This is a genomic window from Sphingomonas sp. TREG-RG-20F-R18-01 (assembly GCF_022662475.1).
GTDB lineage: Bacteria > Pseudomonadota > Alphaproteobacteria > Sphingomonadales > Sphingomonadaceae > Sphingomonas.
Genome location: NZ_JAKNQQ010000006.1, coordinates 74984 through 95856, shown reverse-complemented (window position 1 = coordinate 95856; position 20873 = coordinate 74984). Strand labels below are relative to the sequence as shown.

The 20873-nt window shown below is 65.8% G+C and carries 20 protein-coding genes and 1 tRNA gene; 12 read left to right on the top strand and 9 right to left on the bottom strand.

Features of this window, described 5'->3' with window-relative positions:
- Nucleotides 1–309 precede the first annotated feature (309 nt).
- A complete protein-coding gene (gene acnA / locus L8K25_RS16150) occupies nt 310–2982 on the bottom strand; it encodes an aconitate hydratase AcnA (RefSeq protein ID WP_242140007.1) in 2673 nt (890 codons plus the stop codon).
- A 421-nt stretch (nt 2983–3403) separates the two neighbouring features.
- On the opposite strand from acnA, the gene L8K25_RS16145 reads away from it, so the two are divergent.
- From L8K25_RS16145 to L8K25_RS16135, 3 genes are all read left to right on the top strand, one after another.
- Nucleotides 3404–4375: a ferritin-like domain-containing protein gene (locus tag L8K25_RS16145; protein ID WP_242140006.1), complete on the top strand. Its 972-nt coding sequence runs from the start codon at nt 3404–3406 to the stop codon at nt 4373–4375.
- A 40-nt stretch (nt 4376–4415) separates the two neighbouring features.
- The gene (locus L8K25_RS16140) at nt 4416–5426 is read left to right on the top strand and encodes a ferritin-like domain-containing protein (protein WP_242140005.1); all 1011 of its coding nucleotides are present in this window, start codon (nt 4416–4418) and stop codon (nt 5424–5426) included.
- Between the two features lie 143 nt (nt 5427–5569).
- The gene (locus L8K25_RS16135) at nt 5570–6106 is read left to right on the top strand and encodes a superoxide dismutase family protein (protein WP_242140004.1); all 537 of its coding nucleotides are present in this window, start codon (nt 5570–5572) and stop codon (nt 6104–6106) included.
- Between the two features lie 10 nt (nt 6107–6116).
- Here L8K25_RS16135 and L8K25_RS16130 read toward each other — a convergent pair whose 3' ends face one another.
- The 3 genes from L8K25_RS16130 to L8K25_RS16120 all read right to left on the bottom strand — a co-directional run bounded on the left by L8K25_RS16130 (nt 6117) and on the right by L8K25_RS16120 (nt 8536).
- A complete protein-coding gene (locus L8K25_RS16130; protein ID WP_242140003.1) occupies nt 6117–6488 on the bottom strand; it encodes a PilZ domain-containing protein in 372 nt (123 codons plus the stop codon).
- A gap of 132 nt (nt 6489–6620) precedes the next feature.
- Nucleotides 6621–8195, bottom strand: a complete 1575-nt coding sequence (locus L8K25_RS16125; RefSeq protein ID WP_242140002.1) for an MFS transporter — start codon at nt 8193–8195, stop codon at nt 6621–6623.
- Between the two features lie 179 nt (nt 8196–8374).
- Nucleotides 8375–8536, bottom strand: a complete 162-nt coding sequence (locus tag L8K25_RS16120) for a hypothetical protein (RefSeq protein WP_242140001.1) — start codon at nt 8534–8536, stop codon at nt 8375–8377.
- Between the two features lie 388 nt (nt 8537–8924).
- Between L8K25_RS16120 and L8K25_RS16115 the strand changes: the two genes are divergently transcribed.
- The 4 genes from L8K25_RS16115 to L8K25_RS16100 all read left to right on the top strand — a co-directional run bounded on the left by L8K25_RS16115 (nt 8925) and on the right by L8K25_RS16100 (nt 11648).
- Entirely contained in the window at nt 8925–9659 is a 735-nt protein-coding gene (locus tag L8K25_RS16115) for a Bax inhibitor-1/YccA family protein (protein WP_242140000.1), read from the top strand.
- 85 nt (nt 9660–9744) lie between these two features.
- Entirely contained in the window at nt 9745–10524 is a 780-nt protein-coding gene (locus L8K25_RS16110) for a transglutaminase family protein (protein WP_242139999.1), read from the top strand.
- A 56-nt stretch (nt 10525–10580) separates the two neighbouring features.
- Nucleotides 10581–10892 (top strand): hypothetical protein, encoded by a 312-nt coding sequence (locus L8K25_RS16105; protein ID WP_242139998.1) that lies wholly within the window; start codon nt 10581–10583, stop codon nt 10890–10892.
- 204 nt (nt 10893–11096) lie between these two features.
- Nucleotides 11097–11648: a hypothetical protein gene (locus L8K25_RS16100; RefSeq protein ID WP_242139997.1), complete on the top strand. Its 552-nt coding sequence runs from the start codon at nt 11097–11099 to the stop codon at nt 11646–11648.
- Nucleotides 11649–11652: 4 nt separating this feature from the next.
- Here L8K25_RS16100 and L8K25_RS16095 read toward each other — a convergent pair whose 3' ends face one another.
- The 3 genes from L8K25_RS16095 to L8K25_RS16085 form a co-directional block, all read right to left on the bottom strand.
- Nucleotides 11653–12408: an NUDIX domain-containing protein gene (locus tag L8K25_RS16095; RefSeq protein ID WP_242139996.1), complete on the bottom strand. Its 756-nt coding sequence runs from the start codon at nt 12406–12408 to the stop codon at nt 11653–11655.
- The gene (locus tag L8K25_RS16090) at nt 12405–13253 is read right to left on the bottom strand and encodes an oxygenase MpaB family protein (RefSeq protein WP_242140182.1); all 849 of its coding nucleotides are present in this window, start codon (nt 13251–13253) and stop codon (nt 12405–12407) included. The genes L8K25_RS16095 and L8K25_RS16090 overlap by 4 nt, the downstream gene beginning before the upstream one ends.
- Nucleotides 13254–13332: 79 nt before the next feature.
- Nucleotides 13333–13408, bottom strand: a tRNA-Ala gene (locus L8K25_RS16085).
- Nucleotides 13409–13653: 245 nt separating this feature from the next.
- Between L8K25_RS16085 and L8K25_RS16080 the strand changes: the two genes are divergently transcribed.
- Nucleotides 13654–14763 (top strand): DUF2171 domain-containing protein, encoded by a 1110-nt coding sequence (locus L8K25_RS16080; RefSeq protein ID WP_242139995.1) that lies wholly within the window; start codon nt 13654–13656, stop codon nt 14761–14763.
- Nucleotides 14764–14900: 137 nt separating this feature from the next.
- Nucleotides 14901–15890 (top strand): NADP-dependent oxidoreductase, encoded by a 990-nt coding sequence (locus tag L8K25_RS16075; protein WP_242139994.1) that lies wholly within the window; start codon nt 14901–14903, stop codon nt 15888–15890.
- Nucleotides 15891–16039: 149 nt separating this feature from the next.
- Here L8K25_RS16075 and L8K25_RS16070 read toward each other — a convergent pair whose 3' ends face one another.
- Entirely contained in the window at nt 16040–16966 is a 927-nt protein-coding gene (locus tag L8K25_RS16070) for a neutral zinc metallopeptidase (protein ID WP_242139993.1), read from the bottom strand.
- A 162-nt stretch (nt 16967–17128) separates the two neighbouring features.
- Here L8K25_RS16070 and L8K25_RS16065 point away from each other — a divergent pair, with 162 nt between their 5' ends.
- From L8K25_RS16065 to L8K25_RS16055, 3 genes are all read left to right on the top strand, one after another.
- The gene (locus L8K25_RS16065) at nt 17129–18289 is read left to right on the top strand and encodes a patatin-like phospholipase family protein (RefSeq protein WP_242139992.1); all 1161 of its coding nucleotides are present in this window, start codon (nt 17129–17131) and stop codon (nt 18287–18289) included.
- 28 nt (nt 18290–18317) lie between these two features.
- Nucleotides 18318–19103 carry a 3-hydroxybutyrate dehydrogenase gene (locus tag L8K25_RS16060; protein ID WP_242139991.1) on the top strand — a complete coding sequence of 262 codons (786 nt, stop codon included), beginning with the start codon at nt 18318–18320 and terminating at the stop codon, nt 19101–19103.
- Between the two features lie 108 nt (nt 19104–19211).
- Nucleotides 19212–19862, top strand: a complete 651-nt coding sequence (locus L8K25_RS16055) for a DUF4893 domain-containing protein (RefSeq protein ID WP_242139990.1) — start codon at nt 19212–19214, stop codon at nt 19860–19862.
- Nucleotides 19863–19916: 54 nt separating this feature from the next.
- Here the strand turns inward: L8K25_RS16055 and L8K25_RS16050 are convergent, their stop codons facing one another.
- Nucleotides 19917–20867, bottom strand: a complete 951-nt coding sequence (locus L8K25_RS16050) for a cation diffusion facilitator family transporter (protein WP_242139989.1) — start codon at nt 20865–20867, stop codon at nt 19917–19919.
- Between the last annotated feature and the right edge of the window lie 6 nt (nt 20868–20873).

Genomic DNA, 20873 nt, shown 5'->3' with positions numbered 1-20873 from the left:
CAAGAAAGTTTCCTGGGGAGGAAAGGATGCCCGCCACGCGCAAGCGTGGCGGGCATTTCCCGTTTCTGGGGGGTGCCACGCCAGACCTCGTTTGACGCCACCCCGGCGAAGGCCGGGGCCCAGGAGCGAAGGTCGAGGAAGCTAACGCAGCGCGGGAGGATCGATGGCCCACTGCTGGGCCCCGGCCTTCGCCGGGGTAGCGGTCGCGTTGAGAACGGTCTTACCTGGCACACGCAAAAAAAGGGGCAGGTTTCCCCCGCCCCTTCTTCAATTCCGCAGAACCGGCGGGCCGAAGCCCGCCCGCCCCGCTTACGCCGCCAGCTTGCGCAGCACGTACTGCAGGATGCCGCCGTTGAGGAAATACTCAAGCTCGTTAACGGTATCGATCCGGCAGCGCGTCATGAACGTCTCGACCGTGCCGTCGGCGCGGGTCAGCGTGACTTCGACATCCTGACGCGGGCGGATTTCGGAGACCTTCATGATCGTGAAGCTCTCCGACCCGTCGAGGCCCAGCGTCTTGCGATCGACGCCTTCCGCGAACTGCAGCGGCAGCACGCCCATGCCGACGAGGTTCGAACGGTGGATCCGCTCGAAGCTCTCGGTGATGACGACGCGGACGCCGAGCAGGTTGGTGCCCTTCGCGGCCCAGTCACGCGACGAGCCGGTGCCATATTCCTTGCCCGCGATGACGATCATCGGAACGCCATCCGCCTTGAAGCGCATCGCCGCGTCGTAGATCGGCATCGTCTCGCCCTTGTACGAGGACATGCCGCCTTCGACCCCGGGGACCATCTCGTTCTTGATGCGGATGTTGGCGAAGGTGCCGCGGACCATGACATTGTCGTTGCCGCGCCGCGCGCCATAAGAATTGAAGTCGGCGCGCGAAACCTGCCGCTCCATCAGCCACGCACCTGCCGGGCTGTCCGCCTTGATCGAGCCGGCCGGCGAAATGTGGTCGGTCGTGATCGAATCCCCGAGGATCGCGAGCGGACGCGCCTCGATGATGTCCTGCACCGGCGCAGGCGTCATCGACATGCCCTCGAAATACGGCGGGTTGGCGATGTAGGTCGAGCTGGCGGGCCACGCATAGGTGTCCGACCCTTCGATCTCGATCGCCTGCCACTTGGCATCGCCCTTGAACACGCTGGCATAGCGCGACTGGAACATGCCGCGATCGATGTTCGCGTCCATCACTTCGCGGACTTCGGCGTTGGTCGGCCAGATGTCCTTGAGATAGACGTCATGGCCGTCGGTCGCCTGGCCGATCGGGGTGGTGGTGAAGTCCTCGGTCACCGTGCCCTTGAGCGCATAGGCGACGACCAGCGGCGGCGACGCGAGGAAGTTCGCGCGCACGTCGGGCGACACGCGGCCCTCGAAGTTGCGGTTGCCCGACAGGACCGAGGCGGCGACGATGTCGTTGCCGTTGATCGCCGCGGAGATCGCGGGCGCGAGCGGGCCCGAGTTGCCGATGCAGGTGGTGCAGCCATAGCCGACGAGGTTGAAGCCGACCGCGTTAAGATCGGTCGTCAGCCCTGCCTTGTCGAGATAGTCGGTGACGACCTGCGAGCCAGGCGCGAGCGAGGTCTTGACCCACGGCTTGGGCTTGAGGCCCAACGCGTTCGCCTTGCGCGCGACCAGACCCGCGGCGACCAGCACCGACGGGTTGGAGGTGTTGGTGCAGCTCGTGATCGCCGCGATCACGACGTCGCCGTCGCCAATGTCATGGTCACGGCCTTCGACCGGGACGCGCTTGGCGGTCGAGTGGTGATAGACCTTGGCGAGATCGGCGTTGAACGTGTCGTCGACCTCGGTGAGGATGACCTTGTCCTGCGGGCGCTTCGGGCCGGCAAGCGACGGCACGACATTCGCCATGTCGAGCGACAGCGTATCGGTGAAGACGGGATCGGGCGCATCCGCCAGACGCCACATGCCCTGCGCCTTGGCATAGGCCTCGGTCAGCGCAATCTGCTCCTCGGTGCGGCCGGTCAGGCGCATGTAATCGAGCGTGGCGTCGTCGACCGGGAAGAAGCCGCAGGTCGCGCCATATTCGGGTGCCATGTTGGCGATCGTCGCGCGATCCGCGAGGCTCAGCGCGTCGAGGCCCGGGCCGTAGAACTCGACGAACCGGCCGACGACGCCGCGCGCGCGCAGCATCTGGGTGACGGTGAGCACGAGATCGGTCGCGGTGATGCCCTCGGCGAGCTCGCCGGTGAGCTTGAACCCGACGACTTCGGGGATCAGCATCGAGACCGGCTGGCCGAGCATCGCGGCCTCGGCCTCGATCCCGCCGACGCCCCAGCCGAGTACGCCGAGGCCGTTGACCATCGTCGTGTGGCTGTCGGTGCCGACGCAGGTGTCGGGGTATGCGATCGTCTTGCCGTCGGGCGCGGTCGAGGACCACACCGCCTGCGCGATGTTCTCGAGGTTGACCTGATGGCAGATGCCGGTGCCGGGGGGGACGACCTTGAAATTGTCGAGCGCCTTCGAGCCCCACTTGAGGAACTCGTACCGCTCGTTGTTGCGGCTGTATTCGAGCTCGACGTTATCCTCGAACGCCTGCGGCGTGCCGAATTCGTCGACCATCACCGAGTGATCGATCACGAGGTGGACGGGCACGAGCGGGTTGATCTTGACCGCATCGCCGCCGAGCTTGGTGATCGCGTCACGCATCGCCGCGAGATCGACGACGCAGGGGACGCCCGTGAAATCCTGCATCAGCACGCGCGCGGGGCGATACTGGACTTCGCGGTCCGACTTGCGCTCCTGCTGCCAGTCGATGATCGCCTGGAGATCCTCGGTGGTGACGGTGACGCCATCCTCGAAACGGAGAAGGTTCTCGAGCAGCACCTTCATCGAGAACGGCAGGCGGCTGATGTCGCCCAGCTTCTCGGCGGCGGTGGCGAGGCTGAAATAGTCGTACGAGGTGCCACCAACGTCGAGCGTGGTGCGCGTGCCGAGTGTGTCCTGGCCAATGGCGGTCATGTGCAGCGGGTCCTTCCCTTTGCGTCGGGCCGCGGCGGGGAGGCGGAACCGGGGGGCTCCGCGCGGGCGCGACCGACTGTGCGAATGCAAGAGTCGAGGGAGCCCTTAGCAAGGGGGCATCGCCGGGGAAAGGGCACGTCTGCCAATCGCGCTTCGGGCACGAACAAGCGTAATTGATGAGGGCCCGTTCACGACATTTCATGAAACCGAATGTGATCGGTACGAATTATTGTGACGGACTGCATCCCTGCGGAAACGCCGCGCGTAGCTGTGCCACAGCGGTAAAAGTCGCGGCCGTCGGTCGCGAACCGACCCGCCGTGCGCCTGCCATAAGTACGTTTTATTATTGTTTATCAATGACATGGAACATACTCTAGGCGGGCGAGTTGGCGCTTTACCATCCACAGGGAGGTCTAGTTCGATGACCGACGACGTTAATCAGCAACTCATCGAAGCATTCGACCGGCGCGTAGAACGCCGCAACGAACGCCGTGAGTTCTTCAAGAATGCATTCGGTGCCGCCGCGATCGCGGGTGCCGGTATGAGCGCGCTTGCCATCGGCCAACGCGCCGATGCGCAGACCGCACCGACTGACGCAGACGTCCTCAACTTCGCGCTCAACCTCGAATATCTCGAAGCGCAATTCTACAATTACGCAGTCAACGGAACCGGCCTTGCGGCAAACCTGCTGACCGGCACGGGAACGCAGGGCGCGGTCACCGGCGGTCAGAAGGCCAATCTGTCCGATCCGTTGGTCATCGCCTATGCCAAGGAAATCGCGCAGGACGAAGTCGCGCACGTGACGTTCCTCCGCAGCCAGCTGATGACATCGGCCGTGGCACAACCCGCCATCAACATTGCGGGCGGCCCCGGCGGCGCGTTCAGCACGGCCGCCGTTGCAGCCGGCCTGTCCGCCAATTTCAACCCCTATGCCGACGACAACAGCTTCCTGCTCGGCGCGTTCATCTTCGAGGACGTCGGGGTGACGGCATATAAGGGTGCCGCAACGCTGATCACCAACAAGACCTACCTCGAGGCAGCTGCCGGTATTCTGGCGGTCGAGGCCTATCACGCCGGTCTCGTGCGGACCTCGCTTTATGCGCGTGGCGTGCAGGCCCCAACGCTGCGCACGTCGGCAGATTCGATATCCAACGCCCGCGATTCGCTCGACGGGTCGTCGGACGACGACCAGGGCATTTCGCCAACCACGATCAACGGCGCGCTCGCGTCCAACATCGTACCGCTCGACGGCAATGGCCTCGCCTTCAGCCGGACGACGGGTCAGGTCCTCAACATCGTGTACCTGAACACGACGAACGCCGGTGTCGGCATGGGCGGATTTTTCCCCGCCGGCGTCAATGGCACCATCAAGACGAGCACAGTGACCGCCTAAGCGCGTCAATGCCTCTCGATCCCTTCAGGGAGAATTCGACATGAACGATCAAGACATGCTCACACAGGTTCTGGAGGCGAGCGATCGCCGCCGGGACGAACGTCGCAGCTTCCTTCGCGCGGCCGGCCAGGCCTCGATTGCGGCAGGCGGCCTGTCGCTGCTGGCGGCGTGCGGCAGCAACAACAATACGACGCCCACCCCTACCCCGACTCCCACCCCGACCCCGACGGGCACCACTGCGGCGACCGACGCGGACATCCTGAACTTCGCGCTCAACCTCGAATATCTCGAGGCGCAATTCTACTCCTACGCCGTCTACGGAACCGGTCTTCCGGCCTCGCAGCTGTCGGGCGTGGGAACGCAGGGCGCGGTCACCGGCGGCAAGCAGGTGACCTTTACCGATCCGGTGGTTGCGCAATATGCGCGGGAAATCGCATCCGACGAGATCGCACACGTCGCGTTCCTGCGAACCGCGCTGGGATCGGCGGCCGTTGCAATGCCCGCCATCAATATCGACGGCAGCGCAACGGGCGCGTTTACGGCCGCGGCGCGCGCGGCCGGCGTCGTGTCGGCAACGGGGACGTTCGACCCCTATGCCAATGACAACAACTTCCTGCTCGGCGCGTTCATCTTCGAGGACGTCGGCGTCAGCGCCTATAAGGGCGCGGCACCGTTGCTGACCAGCAAGACATATCTGGACGCAGCAGCGGGTATCCTCGCGGCGGAAGCCTATCACGCCGGGCTGGTGCGCACGGTGTTGTATGCCAAGGGCCTTGCCGGCGGCACTGGAACGGGGTCGCTGTTCGACACGGTCCGCCTGATCAGCGACGCGCGCGACAGCCTCGATGGCACGACCGACGACGATCAGGGCATTGCCGGCGCGGATTCGACGATTTCGAATATCGTCCCGACCGATGCCAGTGGCATCGCATACAGCCGGTCCGCAGCGAACGTCCTCAACATCGTCTACCTCACCAAGTCGGCGACCGTCGGCGGCGGCTTCTTCCCGAACGGCGTCAACGGCTTCATCAAGACGAGCAACGCCAACTAAACCGACGCCATCTGTACGGGGCCGCGCGGCGTAAGTCGCGCGGCCCTTTTTTTTGGCCGTGTTTTGAGGACCACGCCGGGGTATGCTTGTCGCGCGCTGCGTTAAGGCGCACCCCGGCACCGACACAAAGCAGGAGATTCCCGATGCGCGTACGGATCCTCGCGGCAGCGACCTTGGCCACGCTCAGTCTGGCCGCATGCGACAGGAACGAGCTGAAGACCGGTACGCCGATGGCGAACGGGGCCCATGCGGTCGCGATGCTGCGCACGCCCGACGGCGCCGATGTCGGTCGCGCAACGGCCACCGAGGTCGGCGGCGGACTTCGCCTCACGCTCGACGTCCGCAACATGCCACCGGGCACGCACGGCGCGCACGTCCACACCGTGGGCCATTGCGACGCCCCGGATTTCGCGACGGCCGGCGGCCATTGGAACCCGACGTCGGCAAAACACGGGTCGATGAACCCGCAGGGTCCGCATGAAGGGGACCTGCCCAACCTGATCGTCGGCTCGAACGGGCGTGGCACGATCGGCATCGTTCTGCCCGGCGCGACGATGGCCGGGTTGCTCGACGCGGACGGCTCGGCATTGGTGGTCCATGCAAACCCGGACGACCTGATGACCGATCCCTCGGGCAACAGCGGCGGTCGCATCGCCTGCGGGGTCTTCGGCGCAAGCTGATCCGGTCGGGTCAGGGGAGCCGGAACATCCCGATCTCGGGAAGCGCGGGGGTAAAGCCATAGATCGCGACCAGCGCGTCGAGCAACGCCTGGTCGATCGGTCGCTCGAACGCGCAGCCGGCGGTGAAATCGTCCGCCCATACGATCCGTGCCCGCCGGGGCGGCTGGCTGGGCAACCGGAGCATGATGACGCTGTGCGGCACGAGCGGCTGAAAGGTCTTCAGACGCGCGCCGGGCGTCGACAGGTCGGAAATGCGGCAAAGGCTGCGCGCGCCCAGATCCCCTACCCTGCCGGGCATGGTAACGTCGGAGCGATCGGCCTTGCGCGTGCTCCGGACGGTGCCCGCATGCCCGGGAAGCGTGACGATCTCAGCCGAAAACATGGATACTCTCCGCAGTTGGTCCGCCGCGAGAGTAATGTCCGAAAGGCTTTCCGAAGGGTTTGCACAGACCCGCCCCGAACGGCGCCCCCCTCATCTCTTGGGATGAAATGGCCGCCCGGTCATCCCTAAGGATCAGATCGTTTCGCCGGCGGCGCGCGCCCAGGCCTCGCGCTGGGCCTCGGCGCGGGGGACCAGGCGATAGGCCGCAATCCCCGCCGCAATCGTGATCGGCGCGGCGCACAGCAGCGACAGCACCCCGATCGACAGACTGCCCGACACCGTCGAGATGCGCCCGGCGAGATAGGGCCCCATCGCCAGTCCGAGCAACGTCGTTCCGATAAAGAACGTCCCCGTCGCGGTCCCGCGCATCCGGGGCAGCACGAGGTCCTGCATCGTCGCCCCCGCCGCGCCGAGCGCGGTGCTGGCGCAGATGCTGGCGATGAAGAAACACGGATAGAAGACCAGTGTGGTCGTCGCGGTGAAAGCCAGGATGACAAAGGGGATCGGCACCGTCGCGCCGAACAGCACGACGAGCACCCGGCCCGCGGGATTGCCCCTGCGCAACCGATCGGCGGCGAGCCCGCCGAGCATCACGCCGAGAAACCCGGCGAGCGCCCCGGTCGAGCCGACGAACAGGCCCGCGACGGCTGGCGTCTCGCCGAGCGTCCGGAGCACGAACGGTGCCGCCCAGAAACTGATGGCGTAGGATATGAAGGCGTTGAGCCCATAGGCCACGACGATGCACAGGAATGCCGGATTGCCGACGATCAAGCGATAGGTCGGCGGGTCCCGGCGCTTCAACGCTGCCGCCCAGGAGAAGACGGCGTAGACGCCGATCCCGATCGCGATCCATTGCGGCCAGGGTTCCCCGATCGCGTGCAACCCCAGCACGCCGGCGACCACGATCCCCAGTGCCAGGATGTTGATCAGAAACGTCTGCAGCCCGCCACGCGCAGCACCGATCAGCGTGAACGGCGGCAGGATCGTCAACAGTTCGGCAAGGAACGCGTTGAACGGTGCGGGATGCCGTTCGGGCTGCGGCAGTCCCTCGACTGCCCCGCGGATCGGTTCCCGCAGGGTTGCGACGACCAGCGCGAGGATCAGGCCCGGCACGCCGACCAGCATGAAGGCGGCCTGCCAGCCATGGAGCCCGAAGGGTCCGCCGCTCGGATAGGCGTGATTCCATCGCTGGACGATCAGTCCGCCAATCCCGAGCGATAGCCCGCCCCCGACGTACAGCCCCGACGAATAGATCGCGAGCGCCGTGGCGCGCAGACGTTTGGGGAAATAGTCCGAGATCAGCGAGTAAGCCGAGGGGCTTGCGGTGGCTTCGCCTACGCCTACGCCGATCCGCGCCCCGGCCAGCCCGCCGCCGCTCTGCGCCAACCCCGAAGCCGCGGTCATCGCAGACCATAACGCCAGGCCGACCGTCATCAGCCGGACTCGATGCCACGTATCGGCAAGCCGCCCGAGCGGAATGCCAAACAGCGAATAGAACACGCCGAACGCCGTACCGTAGAGAAAGCCGAGATCCTCATCTTTCAAATGCAGATCGCGCTTAATGTCCTCGGCAAGGATCGAGATGATCTGCCGATCGACGAAATTCAGGACGTAAACGAGGAAGAGGATCCCCAACACCAGCCAGGCGTACCGCGATACGCGCACAGTTTCGGACGCATCGGCCGTGGCCGCACCGGTGGTCGTCATGCTCGATCCTCTCGGTCTTTTCTGTTCTTGCGCCAGGACTAGCAGAGCATACCGAGATTACGAAAGCGATTTTAAATGAACGTCCGCCGCGGTGCTGCCGCCGCGGTGGCGCAGTACGGTCGCCGGGCGTTGCATAGCGGGATGCGTCCCGCCGGAGATCCGCGCGATCGGCAAGATCTTTACAGATCGTTCTCGTGGTCGGTCGCCCGGTCGGAGTCTCTTACGGCAATAGTGACATAATGCGTCCGCCGCCGCCGCGAACGCTTGTTCCGCTTCAGCAGGAAGCTGCACAGGCCGATGCCCAGACCGATCACCAGGATCACGAAGACTGCCAACAGCATTCAAGCATTCCTATCGCCCGGTTTGGCGCGTCCTAACATGAATCATGTATAACTTCCTAATCACTAGTTAGACATTATGCATCGTCATCAACTTGACTTCATTTTGTCATCAGAGCCGGCAGATCATGACGGTGTTGTGACAGAGAATATGTTCGTCGCACCGTGATCGATCACCGTGGGTCCCATATCTTTCGCTTAGCGATTTCATCGCAAGATTATGGTCGAGTGCGATGTCGTCCGCGCGCACGCGCAGGCGGCACGCCGTACGGCCTATTGTGAGACAGTGTTGCTGACCGCCCCGTTGCCCCCGGATTCGCTTGAAATGCGGACGCAGTGCGCCGATATTCAGCGTAACCGGCACACGGCCGGCTGCAAGGAGCTTTTGGTAATGGCAAACTGGTCTGATCCCCGTCCGAACGCTTCCGCGTTCCAGACGGCTGGGACCACCCGCTCGGAGGCGTATGACGCCGGCCTGCGGCGGTACATGCTGTCTGTTTACAACTACATGACGTCGGCGGTTCTGCTGACCGGCATCGTCGCGCTGGGCTTCGTGGCCAGCGGCGCGGCTGCAACGGTGTTCGGCGGCCCCGGCATTCTCAAGTGGGTCATCACGCTCGCGCCGCTCGGCTTCGTCTTCGGGATGAGCTTCGGCCAGAACAGCATGTCGAACAGCACGCTGCAGGCGATGTTCTGGGGCTTCTCGGTCGCGATGGGGCTTTCGCTCTCGACGATCTTCCTGGTCTATAGCCCGGTCGCCATCGCCCAGGCGTTCTTCGCGACGGCTGCGGCCTTTGGTGGTCTCAGCCTCTACGGGTACACGACCAAGCGGGATCTGTCGGCCTTCGGTACGTTCCTGATGATGGGGCTGATCGGCTTGATCGTGGCGAGCCTGCTCAACGTGTTCCTCCATTCGGGCCCGCTGGCGCTGGTGATCAGCTTCGTCGGAGTCCTGCTGTTCGCCGGCCTGACGGCCTACGACACGCAGCGCACCAAGGCGTTGTATGCGCAGGTCGCCGGTACGCAATATGAGCAGCGCGTGACGATCATGTCGGCGCTGAGCCTGTACCTCGACTTCATCAACATGTTCCTGTTCATCCTGCGCCTGTTCGGCAACCGCAACTAAACGCGGTACGGATCCACAGCATCCGGGAGGGCTCGATGGCACGATCCATCGGGCCCTTTTTCTTCGTCACAGGCAGAGGACCACCATGCGCATCGCGATCGAGGCCATGCTCGACTATACCATCGACGGGGCCGCAGATGTGCTGTTGCTGATCGAGGCGGCAAAACAGCCCGACCAGCACCTCGAATTGCAGGACCTGCGCGTCCACTCGCCCGAACCGTTGCGCGCGGTTCCCGGTGAGGACGGCATCGGCCAACGCTGCTGGGCGCGCGGCGAAGGAGCGTTTCGCGCGGACTATCGCGCGATCGTCCGGATCGATCGGCCGGCCGTGGATTTCAGGACGCTCGGGCCCACCCCGCCGCGCGCCATGCCGCCCGAGACGATCCCGTATCTGCTGCCCAGCCGCTATTGTGAATCGGATCGGCTGGAGGGGTTTGTCGAGCAGCAGTTCGGCGGGTTGCAGGGCGGCCCGCTCGCCGCCGCGCTGGTCGAATGGGTGGCGGGGCATCTGCGCTACGAATGCGGCACTTCGAACGGCACCACCACCGCGATGATGACCTTCGCGGAGCGGCACGGCGTGTGTCGCGACTATGCACACCTGCTCGTAGCACTCGCCCGCGCGGGCGGCATCCCGGCGCGTTGCGTTTCGGCCTATGCCCCCGGCGTGGATCCGCCCGACTTCCATGCGGTCGCGGAAGTGTGGCTGGGGGACCGGTGGCATCTGGTCGACGCCACCCGCATGGCAAGCTGTTCGGACCTCGTGCGCGTCGCGGTAGGCCGCGATGCGACCGACATTGCGTTCATGACCGTCTTCGGTCGCGCGACCTTCGTCGCCCAGCGCGTATCGGTGACGCGGCTACCCTGACGGAACAGGCTTGCGGGTCGGGTCGTTCTATGGCCCTAACGATCAGGAGAGCTACGATGAACGATGACCCCAAGCTGATCGACGAAAAGGCGTTGGACAGCCTTTCGGTCGCTCCTGGCGATCCCGAGGACGATGCAACGGGCCACATTCAGCATCCCAAGCAGGATGCCGGTCAGGACCAGTCCATCGCACAGCGCCTCGAGCGCAACCCCACCAGCCCCGACGCGGCGCTGGACAATGCGTTGGACGAGTCGATGGATGCGTCGGATCCGCCCGCCTCGACGCGTCCAGGCGAGAATAGCGAGCCCCCGAAGTCCTCCGGCTACGATCCCGAAGCGGAAGCGAAGCTGGCGACGGACAAGCGTTAACCCTCCACCGCCCGCGCAACTTCCGTTGCGCGGGCGCAACGCCGACGGATATTTTCGAAGGTTTTGAACGCTTGATCGCAATGCATGTTGCGTCGCAACACAATCTATGGTCGCTTGTTGGCGCAGAAAGCGATCGGCGTTAACCACGGGGTAATCCGGTAAGCGCATGGTCGTCCGACTGCACCCTTAGCAGCGGAGTGGCACATGGGTTCCCGGATGAAAGCGGCCAACGGCACGATGACCCTGGCGGAGATGAAGGAATTCGCGGGGTTTGCAGCGGCAACCCAGCGCTATATCCGCCGCTCGCTCGACATCGGCCTCGACCGCGAGGACGCCATGCTGCGCTGGTCCCGCGATGTGATCGAAGCGGCAAGCATTCGCGCCCAGGCGCGGCTGTACGCACGCCTGCCCGATATCCGCGCCACGATGCCCGATGGCGGCGGGCTGGAGTCGCTGGAACCGTTTCTTGCGCCCCTGTTGACCGTGTCTGCCTTCGACCTGGGCCAGGGACGGCTTACGACATTCGCGGCCTATCGCTTCCTGTACGAGCGACTGGTCGGCGCGGAAGTCAGGCCGTGGTTGCCCGCCGCCTTCTGCTCGGCCGCCGCCTTGCCGCATCTCCACCCCGACCTGCGGCGCACGTTGCTGCAATCGATCAGCGAAGCCGCGGCGACCGCGTCGGGATGGTCCAATCGCCAGCCAGGCTTCTTCCCCCATTGGGTCGAGAAGGTCGAAGCGACCGCGCTGCCCAACTGAGCGGCTATCCGCGGACCGCATCCTCCATCGGTTCGGCGGTCACGGGATAGCCGAGATCGGTCGGGATACAGAGATGCGGCATGCCGTCGCGATCCTCGACCCATGGCGTGACCGTTCGCATCGGGCGATCGGCCGTGTCCGCCACGGCGGCCCGAAAGCTGTCGAATTGGGCGAGCCGCTCGAGGTTGCGACGGGTCGGGAAGATGATCTTGGCGGCCCCGGAATCGGCAAGGTCGAGCACGGTTTGCGCGGTCGCCCAGAAGACGCGGACATTCTCGGTATCGTCGACCACCGGGTCGGGCGCGTCGGCGGGAACTTCGGCGAGAAAGAACCGCGTGTCGAAAATGCGGGCGGGAGCATGCGACGGGCACCATCGCGCGAACGGCACCAGCCCGTCGATCGCCAGCACGGCCTGCGCGGCAACGAGCGCGTCCCCGAAACCCACCCCGCCATGCAAGGCCGCTCGCAGCCCTGCCAGACGATCGGCATCGATCGCCTGGAGGCCGATCGCCAGCCCAACCTCTTCGAGTGTCTCGCGGATCGCGGCAATGCGCGCGGCGCACTCGTCGGGGTCGCCGTCGAACCTTGCCGCCAGCGCGTGGTCGCCGGGATCGACCCGCCCGCCGGGAAACACCAGCGCACCGCCGGCGAACGCCATCGTCCTCGACCGTTCGACGAACAACAGTTCGGGGGTGCCACCGCCGCTGCGAAACAGCACCAGCGTCGCGGCAGGGATCGGCGACGGGGGCGGCGTCGTCATCCCCGGAACGCCCACCGCAGCGTGCTGGCGACCCCGAACGTCCCCGCACGCAGCAGCGGCACGCCAAGTCCGGGTCGCTCCAGTCCGTGCATCGTCCGCGCCCAGCCCGGCAACAGGTCGATCGCCGCCTGCATCGTGATCGTCTGGAACGGGCGTGCGGCCAGCGAGGGCGCCGGCTGCTGCAACAGGACCGTCGCGACGTCGCGCGTTCGCGCATCGACCTTCAGTTGCGGCCGCATCGCGGCCTGCAGGGCCTCGGCCTCCCCCCGCGTCCGAGGGATCGCTTCTACCCCGAGCGGCTCGGCGATGCGCGCCATTTCGGCGACATAGCGATCCTGGTCGGCACGGCTCATGCCCGGTTCGCCGTAACGGATCCAGCCATCCAGAAAGCTCAGCACCTCGCTGACATGGACCCAGGCGAGCAGCGCGGGATCGCTGGCACGGTAGGACGTTCCGTCCGGCAGGGTGCCGCCGATATGGTCATGAATGCGGCGCACCTTGGCGAGCAACGCGCGGGCATCATCGGGTGCGCCATAAGTCGTCACCGCAATGAACCGCGCGGTGCGGCGCAGCCGGCCCTGCATGTCGTCCCGAAACCCCGAGTGATCCCACACGCCGGCGAGTACCGATGGGTGCAACATCTGCAACAGCAGCGCCGCGATACCCCCGACCAGCATCGAGGTCACGTCCCCATGCACGCGCCAGGCAACAGAATCTGGAGGAAACAGGGCGTCATCACGCCGCTGGACGGGTCGTTCGCCCCGCGCCTGATCGTTGAACAACGCCCGCACCTGACCGACGATCATGCCTTTCAGCGGGCGGGACAGGCGGTCGGCGGGAGACATCGGTGGCATTGTGCATCAACGATACGGAAGCGACTAGGCTCCGCGCCGTGAAAGGATGCGCGTGGCGACGGGCTTGGCGTGGTGGAGCTGAGCGGAATCGAACCGCTGGCCTCTGCAGTGCGATTGCAGCGCTCTCCCATCTGAGCTACAGCCCCGCACCACGCCCCGGCCGGTCATTCGGCGGGACTGCCGCCTTAACGCTGCTTTTCGCCGCTGGCAATGGGCCGCCTTCACCAACCCGCCTGCCGCGTCGCCCGCATCCGCCAGCGGTGTCGACGATGCGCCTCGAATGTGCGTTAGATCACGGAACCGAGCCGCTTTTTCCCGAGTTTTGACAGCTGCCAATGCGACGCGCCGAACGACGCGCCATTTGGCACCCTTGTCTCAGGAGGACGCTATCATGGCCTATGAACGCTATCCCCGGTCGAACGACGACCGACATGACATCCGTGACCAGTATCAGGACTATGGGCAGAGCCCTTATGGCGATCGCGATCGGTACGGGCGGGACCCGCGCGGCGCGGATCGCCAGCAGAATTACGGGTCGGACAGCGACTCGCGGTCGACCTCTTCCGGGTATGGCGGCGGCCAGAACCGCGACCGTGGCGGTTACCAGGATCAGGGCGGCAGTGATCGCTATGAGTCCCGCGGCGGCTACGGCAACCGTTCCTACGGTGGCGGCGCCTATGGCGACGGCGGCCATGGCGACCGGTTCCAGGGGCGCGCCCAGGGGCGGGAAGATTACGGTCGACCCGACATGTACGGCAATCGTGACTCCAATCGTGCCTATGGGAAACCGCAGGACCAGCAGCGCCACGGTTCGCAGGGCCAGGGCCAGCCGGGCTATGGCCGCCAGCCCCAGGGCTATGATTACGACGACCGCGGATTCTTCGACCGGGCGGGAGACGAGGTCCGGTCTTGGTTCGGCGATGATGAGGCGACGCGCCGTCGCGACATGGACGCGCGGTATGACGATCAGCGCTATGGCACCGAGCGGTCCGGCACGGAGCGGTCGGGCAGCGATGATCACTACGGCAGCTGGCGCCGGACGCAGATCGAGGCGCTCGATCGGGACTATGACGAATATCGCCGGGAGAACCGCACGAAGTTCGAGTCCGAGTTCGGTTCATGGCGCACCAACCGCCAGACGCAGCGTGCGTCGCTGGCGCAAGTCACCGAGCATATGGAAGTGCTCGGCTCGGACGGCGCGCACGTCGGCACGGTCGACAAGGTTCGCGGCGACCGGATCCTGTTGACCAAGAATGACGCCGACGCCGGTGGTCGCCATCATTCGATCCCGTCGAGCTGGCTGCAGAGCGTCGCGGACAAGGTGACGATCTCCAAGACGGCCGAGGACGCCAAGGCGCACTGGCGCGACGAGGAACGGAATCAGGCGTTCTTCGGCGACGACGACGCCAAGACCACCGACGCCAAGACTACGGACGCCAAGGGGTCCGACTCGGCCGACGGTCCGCGGACGCTCAATCGGAGCTTCGGCGCGACCTACTGAACGCGTTGCGTTCGCAAAGGAAATTTCGATCGTGACGAGAGCCCCTCCTCCGCTTCGGCGGAGGAGGGGTTTTTTCGTTGCTATCACTCCCCGCCGCGCATACCTCGACTTCGAAACACCTGATGGAGAAAGCGCCGATGCCCCGTTCCTGGACCTTGAAAAGCCGCCCGACCGGCATGCCGCAGCACGCCGATTTCGCCTTGGTCGAGACCGGCTCGCGCGCCTTGAACGACGGCGAAGTGCGGGTCGCGAACCGCTGGCTATCGGTCGACCCGTACATGCGCGGACGGATGAACGACACGAAGTCCTATGTCGCGCCGTTCGCGCTCGGCGAGCCGATGCAGGGTGGCGCGCTCGGCGAGGTCGTTGAGAGCCGTTCCGACGCCATCAAGGTCGGCGACAAGGTCCAGCACATGCTGGGCTGGCGCGATGAAGCGATCCTGCCGGCAAACCAGGTCCAGAAGCTGCCCGACGTCGGCGTGCCCGACCAACAGTTCCTCGGCATGCTCGGCATGCCCGGCATGACGGCCTATTGGGGATTGCTGGACGTGGCGTCGGCCAAGCCGGGCGAGACGGTGTTCGTCTCCGCCGCCGCGGGTGCCGTCGGTTCGACCGTGGTGCAGGTCGCCAAGGCCAAGGGGATGACGGTCATCGGATCGGCCGGGGGTGCCGACAAATGTGCCTGGGTCAAATCCCTGGGTGCGGATCACGTGATCGACTACAAGGGGGACGTGCCCCTGGTGAAGGCGCTGGGCGCCGCCGCCCCGGACGGGATCGACGTGTATTTCGACAATGTCGGCGGCGATCATCTCGACGCGGCGCTCGCGCATGCCCGCGATCAGGCGCGTTTCGCGATCTGCGGCATGATCGACGCGTACAACAGCGGGGCTCCGACGCAATTGCGCTATCTGATGCGGTTGATCGGTGCGCGGATCCGGATGCAGGGGTTCCTGGTCACGCCGTATTTCGCGCGTGCTGCGGACTTTTACGCGGACATGGCGGCGATGGTGAAGAGCGGCGCGCTTACCAGCCAGGATACCGTCCATGATGGCCTGGACGCCACGCCGGATGCGTTTCTCGGCCTGTTCACCGGGGGCAACACGGGGAAGATGCTGGTTCGGCTGTAAGAAGGGGGGCAGGCCCCGGACCAGATCCGGGGCCTCCGCCAAATCCGGGGCTTACCCCCCGGCCTCCCAAAGCGCGTATGCGCCCATTGATTGACGAAAGGGGCACTACCTCCCCAGCCCGGAGCCCCGGGCTGGGTTGCGGTCAGCGCTCAGATCGCGCCGGAGAACGTGTCGCAGGCGTTGGGATCACCGCTTTCCATCCCGGTCCGCAGCCACTTCATGCGCTGCGCCGACGTGCCGTGGGTGAAACTGTCGGGAACGACCCGACCCTGCGATTGCTGCTGAAGCGTGTCGTCGCCGATCGCCTTCGCCGCCGTCATGCCCTCCTCCAGATCGCCCGGATCGAGCCGGTCACGGTTCTGGGCAGCCCATACCCCGGCGTAGCAATCCGCCTGCAGTTCCAGCTTGACCGAAGCCTTGTTGCCCTCGACCTCGTTGCCGCTGCGCTGGATGCTGGAGACCTTGTCCGACGTGCCGAGCAGGTTCTGGATGTGATGGCCGAATTCATGGGCGATCACATAGTCCTGCGCGAAGTCGCCCTTGGCGCCGAAACGATTGGCCAGTTCCCCGAAGAAGCTCGTGTCGAGATACACGCCCTGATCGCGCGGGCAGTAGAACGGCCCCATCGCACTCTGTGCCGCGCCGCAGCCCGAACGGCCGTCACCGCCGTAGAATACGAGCTTGGGCTGCTGGAACGTCTTGCCCTCGCGCTGGAAGATGGCGGCCCACGTCTTGTCGGCCGAGCTGAAGGCGTTGCACGCGACCTTGCTCTCGGCATTCAGCGTGCAGCTCGACTTTGCGTCGGTGCCCGCGCGCGCGCTCCCGGCCTGCTGGGTCGGTGCCCCCACCTGACCGCCGCCGCCCCCGCCGAGCATGCCGAGCCCGCCGCCGAAGAACAGCAGCACCGCCAGCAATACCGCCACGCCGCCGCACCCGAACCGGCTGAACACCAGCGGGAGCAGGCCGAACAGCAGACCGCCGCCGCCCCCGCCGCCGAAACCGCCGAAGCCGCTGCCACCGCCCTGCCCGCGCTGGTCCTCGACATTGATGTTGGGATCGAAGTCGTCGAGACGCATGGCGGATGTTTTCCGAGATTCGTTGCCGTTGCGGCATGAATGCGCGGCAGGCCGGCTTGTTGCAAGGGTGCATGCCACGGCGCCGTTTTTGTCCTCGGGCGGAGCGCCTATTCCGTGAAGACGGGCGTTGATCCTGCACTGCAACACGCGCATGTCGTGGCCATGGCAGATACAGAATCGATCAAGCCGAAACGCCGGGCCAAGAGCCTGCCGCTACCCGATTGTGTCGCCCTGGTTCTGCAGGGCGGCGGCGCGCTGGGCAGTTACCAGGCCGGCGTGATCGAGGGATTGGCCTCGAGCGGGATCGAGATCGATTGGGTGTCCGGCATTTCGATCGGTGCGGTCAACGCCGCGATCTTTGCCGGGAACCCGCCGGAGCGGCGCGTCGAGAAGCTGACCGCCTTCTGGGATACGGTCACCAGCGCGTTGCCCAGCTTCCCGATCTTTCCCAACGATCGAGTCCGTGAATTCCTGCACGAATGGTCCGCCGGCACGGTGTTGACCGGGGGTGTTCCCGGCTTCTTCACGCCGCGGCTGATCCCCCCGACGCTGGCGATCCCGGGGACGCCGGAGGCACTGAGTTTCTATGACAGCCATGCGCTGAAGGCGACGCTGGACGGACTGATCGACTGGGATTTGCTCAATGCCGGTCCGGTCCGGCTTTCGGTCGGCGCGGTCGATGTGGAGAATGGCAATTTCGCCTATTTCGACACCACCGAAACACGCATCGACGCCCGCCATATCATGGCTTCGGGCGCGCTGCCGCCCGGCCTCCCCCCGATCGAGATCGACGGCCGGTGGTGGTGGGACGGCGGCCTGGTGTCGAACACCCCGCTGACGCACGTGCTCGATCATCAGCAAGGCGCGTTGCTGGCGTTCCAGATCGATCTGTTCCCGGCGGCATCGGAACATCCGCGCACCATCATGGGCGTCATGGCGCGCGAGAAGGAAATCCGCTTTTCCAGCCGCACGCGCCAGGTGTCGGACCAGATGATGCGCGTCCGCAAGGATCGCGAGCTGGCGCGGCGGGTGCTGGCGAAGCTGCCCGCAGACCTGCAGGACGACCCCGATGTCGTCGCCCTGACGGCGCGGTCGCATGAGGATCCGGTCAATCTGGTCCATCTGATCCACCGCGCCAATGCCTGGGAGGGCGGCAGCCGCGATTTCGAGTTTTCCGCCCGCACGATGCGCGAGCATTGGAGCGCGGGTCTGGCGGCAGTGGAAGAGACCATGGCGAACGCCCAGCTGATCGCGCAGAATATCGAGACCGGAAAGAGCGCGACCTTCGACCTGACGCAACCGAACCCACCGCGCACGATCTGACCATCCCCCGCCGCAACGGAGACTCCGCATGTTCCTCAAGGGCAAAACCGCCATCGTCACCGGATCGACCTCGGGCATCGGGCTTGCCTATGCGCAGGCGTTTGCGGCGGAGGGCGCGAATGTCGTCATCAACGGCTTCGGCGATGCGGCTGCAATCGAGACCGAGCGCGCCAAGCTGGAAGCGGCCAGCGGCGGCAAGGCGCTGTACGACGCCGCCGACATGACCAAGCCCGAGCAGATCGCGGCCATGGTCAAGCGCTGCCACGACCAGCTCGGCGGCCCGGACATCATCGTCAACAACGCGGGCATCCAGCATGTCGCCCCGATCGAGGATTTCCCCGCCGACAAGTTCGAGGCGATCATCCAGATCAACCTCAATTCCGCCTGGTACATGATGCAGGCGGCGGTGCCGTACATGAAGGCGGCCCGATGGGGCCGGATCATCTCGACCGCATCGGCGCACTCGCTCGTCGCCAGCCCCAACAAGTCCGCGTACGTGATGGCCAAGCACGGGCTCGCCGGACTGACCAAGACGATCGCACTGGAAACCGCGAACGACGGCATCACCGTCAATTGCATCTCGCCGGGCTATGTCTGGACCCCGCTGGTCGAGGCGCAGATCCCCGACACCATGAAGGCGCGCGGGATGACGCGCGACCAGGTGCTGAACGACGTGCTGCTCGCCGCCCAACCCACCAAGGCATTCGTCACCGTCGAGCAGGTCGCCGCGCTCGCGCTGTTCCTGTGCCGCGACGAGGCCAAGGCGATCACCGGCGCGAACCTGTCGGTCGATGGCGGATGGACCGCCGCCTGATCCGGCAACACCCCAGGATGGGGCACGGAAGTCCTTGGCTTTGCTGGAATTGCGTGGTTGGTTGCGAAACACCCCGCCGAAGGAATGCCCTGCTATGAGCCCATGCCCGTGAACGGCCCTGCCCGCCTGTCGGGGTTTGTCCTGTGCGCGATCCTGACCGCCTGCGGCGGCCGCGGTGCGAAGGCGGTGGCCGCCCCCGGCCTTTCCGCAGCGGCCGATCGTCAAGGCGACTGGCGACAGGTGGCGACGCCGGCCGACCGGGCGCGATTGCGATCGTGGCGGGGCGCCTGGATCGATGCGCTGGCGCAGGTGCGCGGGGCGGGGCTGATGGCGCAGCTCGACGCGGATCCCGCGCTGTTCGATCCGGATCGCGCGCTGCCCGACCCCGTTCCGCCGTCGGGCGCCTATCGCTGCCGCGTGACCAAGCTGGGCGCCAACGGCACCGCCATGCGCGCGTTAACGGCCTATCCGGTGGTCGATTGCGGGGTAGATGCGACGGGCGGCGTCGTCCGAATGTACAAGATCGGGGGTGGCCAACGTCCGGTCGGCACGCTGTATGAGGATTCCTCCGCGCGTACCGTGTTCCTGGGCACGATGGTGATCGGTGACGAACATCGCGCGTTGCCCTACGGCAAGGACGGGAATCGCGATCTTGCCGGGTACGTCGAGCGGATCGGCCCGCGGCGCTGGCGGCTGGTGCTGCCGTCGCCACGCTTTGAATCGCTGCTGGACGTCGTGGAGATCGTGCCGGCGGGCTGACGCCGCGAGCCTGCGGTCCACCGGTTTGCCGCGGCGACGACGTACGCATTCGCCTCAGGCCGTCGGCGCCCCCGGCAGCACCGCCGCATCCTCGCGCTTTTCCGGCCGGATGTAGATCGACGACAACATCGGCTCGGCCTGTTTCAGCTCGGTCTCGATCCGCTCGATCAGCGTCTCGGCCTCGCCCATCGACAGCGTATCGACGAAGTCCGCACTGATCGCGACGAAGATGCTCTGCGGCGCGGTATGGATCGTGCGGACGTGGTTGACGGCGGTGATTTCCGGTCGGCCGTCGACGATCGCGCGGACCCGCGCCACGATCGCCGGGTCGGCGCCCTCGCCGATCAGCAACCCCTTAGCCTCCCGAGCGAGCAACGCGGCGACCACGCCCAGGATCAGCCCGATCACGATCGAGGCGATGCCGTCGATCCGGGGATCGTTCAGCGCGTGGCTCAGCCAGACACCCGCGCCCGCGACGATCAGGCCAGCCAGCGCCGCCGAATCCTCGAACAACACGATAAAGCCCGCCGGGTCCTTCGACCGCCGCACCGCCTGCCACCAGCCCCGCCCGCGATTGTCCGCGGCGAAACCGCGCACCGCGAGCACCCACGACGTTCCCTCCAGCGCGAAGGCGACGCCGAGGACGATGTAGTTGACCAGCGGGTCACGCAGCGGCTCGGGTTCCTCGAGATGGACCCACCCCTCGTAGACCGACACGCCAGCGCCCACCCCGAAGATCAGGATCGCGACGACGAAGCTCCAGAAATACAGTTCGCGGCCATAGCCGAACGGATAGGCGACGTCCGGCGGCCGCTTCCCGCGATGCTGGCCGTAGAGCAACAGCAACTGGTTGAAGCTGTCGACGACCGAGTGGAACCCCTCGGTCAGCATCGAAGACGAACCGGTGATCGCCGCCGCGACGAACTTCGCGACCGCGATACCGAGATTTGCCGCCAGGGCGGCGAAGATCACCAGATTGGATTCACCTTCTTTGGCTGCGGACATCGTCGA

Bases quoted from the DNA above. Each gene is read 5' to 3' on its own strand.
- acnA (WP_242140007.1), bottom strand. From the start codon at position 2,982: ATGACCGCCATTGGCCAGGACACACTCGGCACGCGCACCACGCTCGAC.
- L8K25_RS16145 (WP_242140006.1), top strand. From the start codon at position 3,404: ATGACCGACGACGTTAATCAGCAACTCATCGAAGCATTCGACCGGCGC.
- L8K25_RS16140 (WP_242140005.1), top strand. From the start codon at position 4,416: ATGAACGATCAAGACATGCTCACACAGGTTCTGGAGGCGAGCGATCGC.
- L8K25_RS16135 (WP_242140004.1), top strand. From the start codon at position 5,570: ATGCGCGTACGGATCCTCGCGGCAGCGACCTTGGCCACGCTCAGTCTG.
- L8K25_RS16130 (WP_242140003.1), bottom strand. From the start codon at position 6,488: ATGTTTTCGGCTGAGATCGTCACGCTTCCCGGGCATGCGGGCACCGTC.
- L8K25_RS16125 (WP_242140002.1), bottom strand. From the start codon at position 8,195: ATGACGACCACCGGTGCGGCCACGGCCGATGCGTCCGAAACTGTGCGC.
- L8K25_RS16120 (WP_242140001.1), bottom strand. From the start codon at position 8,536: ATGCTGTTGGCAGTCTTCGTGATCCTGGTGATCGGTCTGGGCATCGGC.
- L8K25_RS16115 (WP_242140000.1), top strand. From the start codon at position 8,925: ATGGCAAACTGGTCTGATCCCCGTCCGAACGCTTCCGCGTTCCAGACG.
- L8K25_RS16110 (WP_242139999.1), top strand. From the start codon at position 9,745: ATGCGCATCGCGATCGAGGCCATGCTCGACTATACCATCGACGGGGCC.
- L8K25_RS16105 (WP_242139998.1), top strand. From the start codon at position 10,581: ATGAACGATGACCCCAAGCTGATCGACGAAAAGGCGTTGGACAGCCTT.
- L8K25_RS16100 (WP_242139997.1), top strand. From the start codon at position 11,097: ATGGGTTCCCGGATGAAAGCGGCCAACGGCACGATGACCCTGGCGGAG.
- L8K25_RS16095 (WP_242139996.1), bottom strand. From the start codon at position 12,408: ATGACGACGCCGCCCCCGTCGCCGATCCCTGCCGCGACGCTGGTGCTG.
- L8K25_RS16090 (WP_242140182.1), bottom strand. From the start codon at position 13,253: ATGTCTCCCGCCGACCGCCTGTCCCGCCCGCTGAAAGGCATGATCGTC.
- L8K25_RS16080 (WP_242139995.1), top strand. From the start codon at position 13,654: ATGGCCTATGAACGCTATCCCCGGTCGAACGACGACCGACATGACATC.
- L8K25_RS16075 (WP_242139994.1), top strand. From the start codon at position 14,901: ATGCCCCGTTCCTGGACCTTGAAAAGCCGCCCGACCGGCATGCCGCAG.
- L8K25_RS16070 (WP_242139993.1), bottom strand. From the start codon at position 16,966: ATGCGTCTCGACGACTTCGATCCCAACATCAATGTCGAGGACCAGCGC.
- L8K25_RS16065 (WP_242139992.1), top strand. From the start codon at position 17,129: ATGGCAGATACAGAATCGATCAAGCCGAAACGCCGGGCCAAGAGCCTG.
- L8K25_RS16060 (WP_242139991.1), top strand. From the start codon at position 18,318: ATGTTCCTCAAGGGCAAAACCGCCATCGTCACCGGATCGACCTCGGGC.
- L8K25_RS16050 (WP_242139989.1), bottom strand. From the start codon at position 20,867: ATGTCCGCAGCCAAAGAAGGTGAATCCAATCTGGTGATCTTCGCCGCC.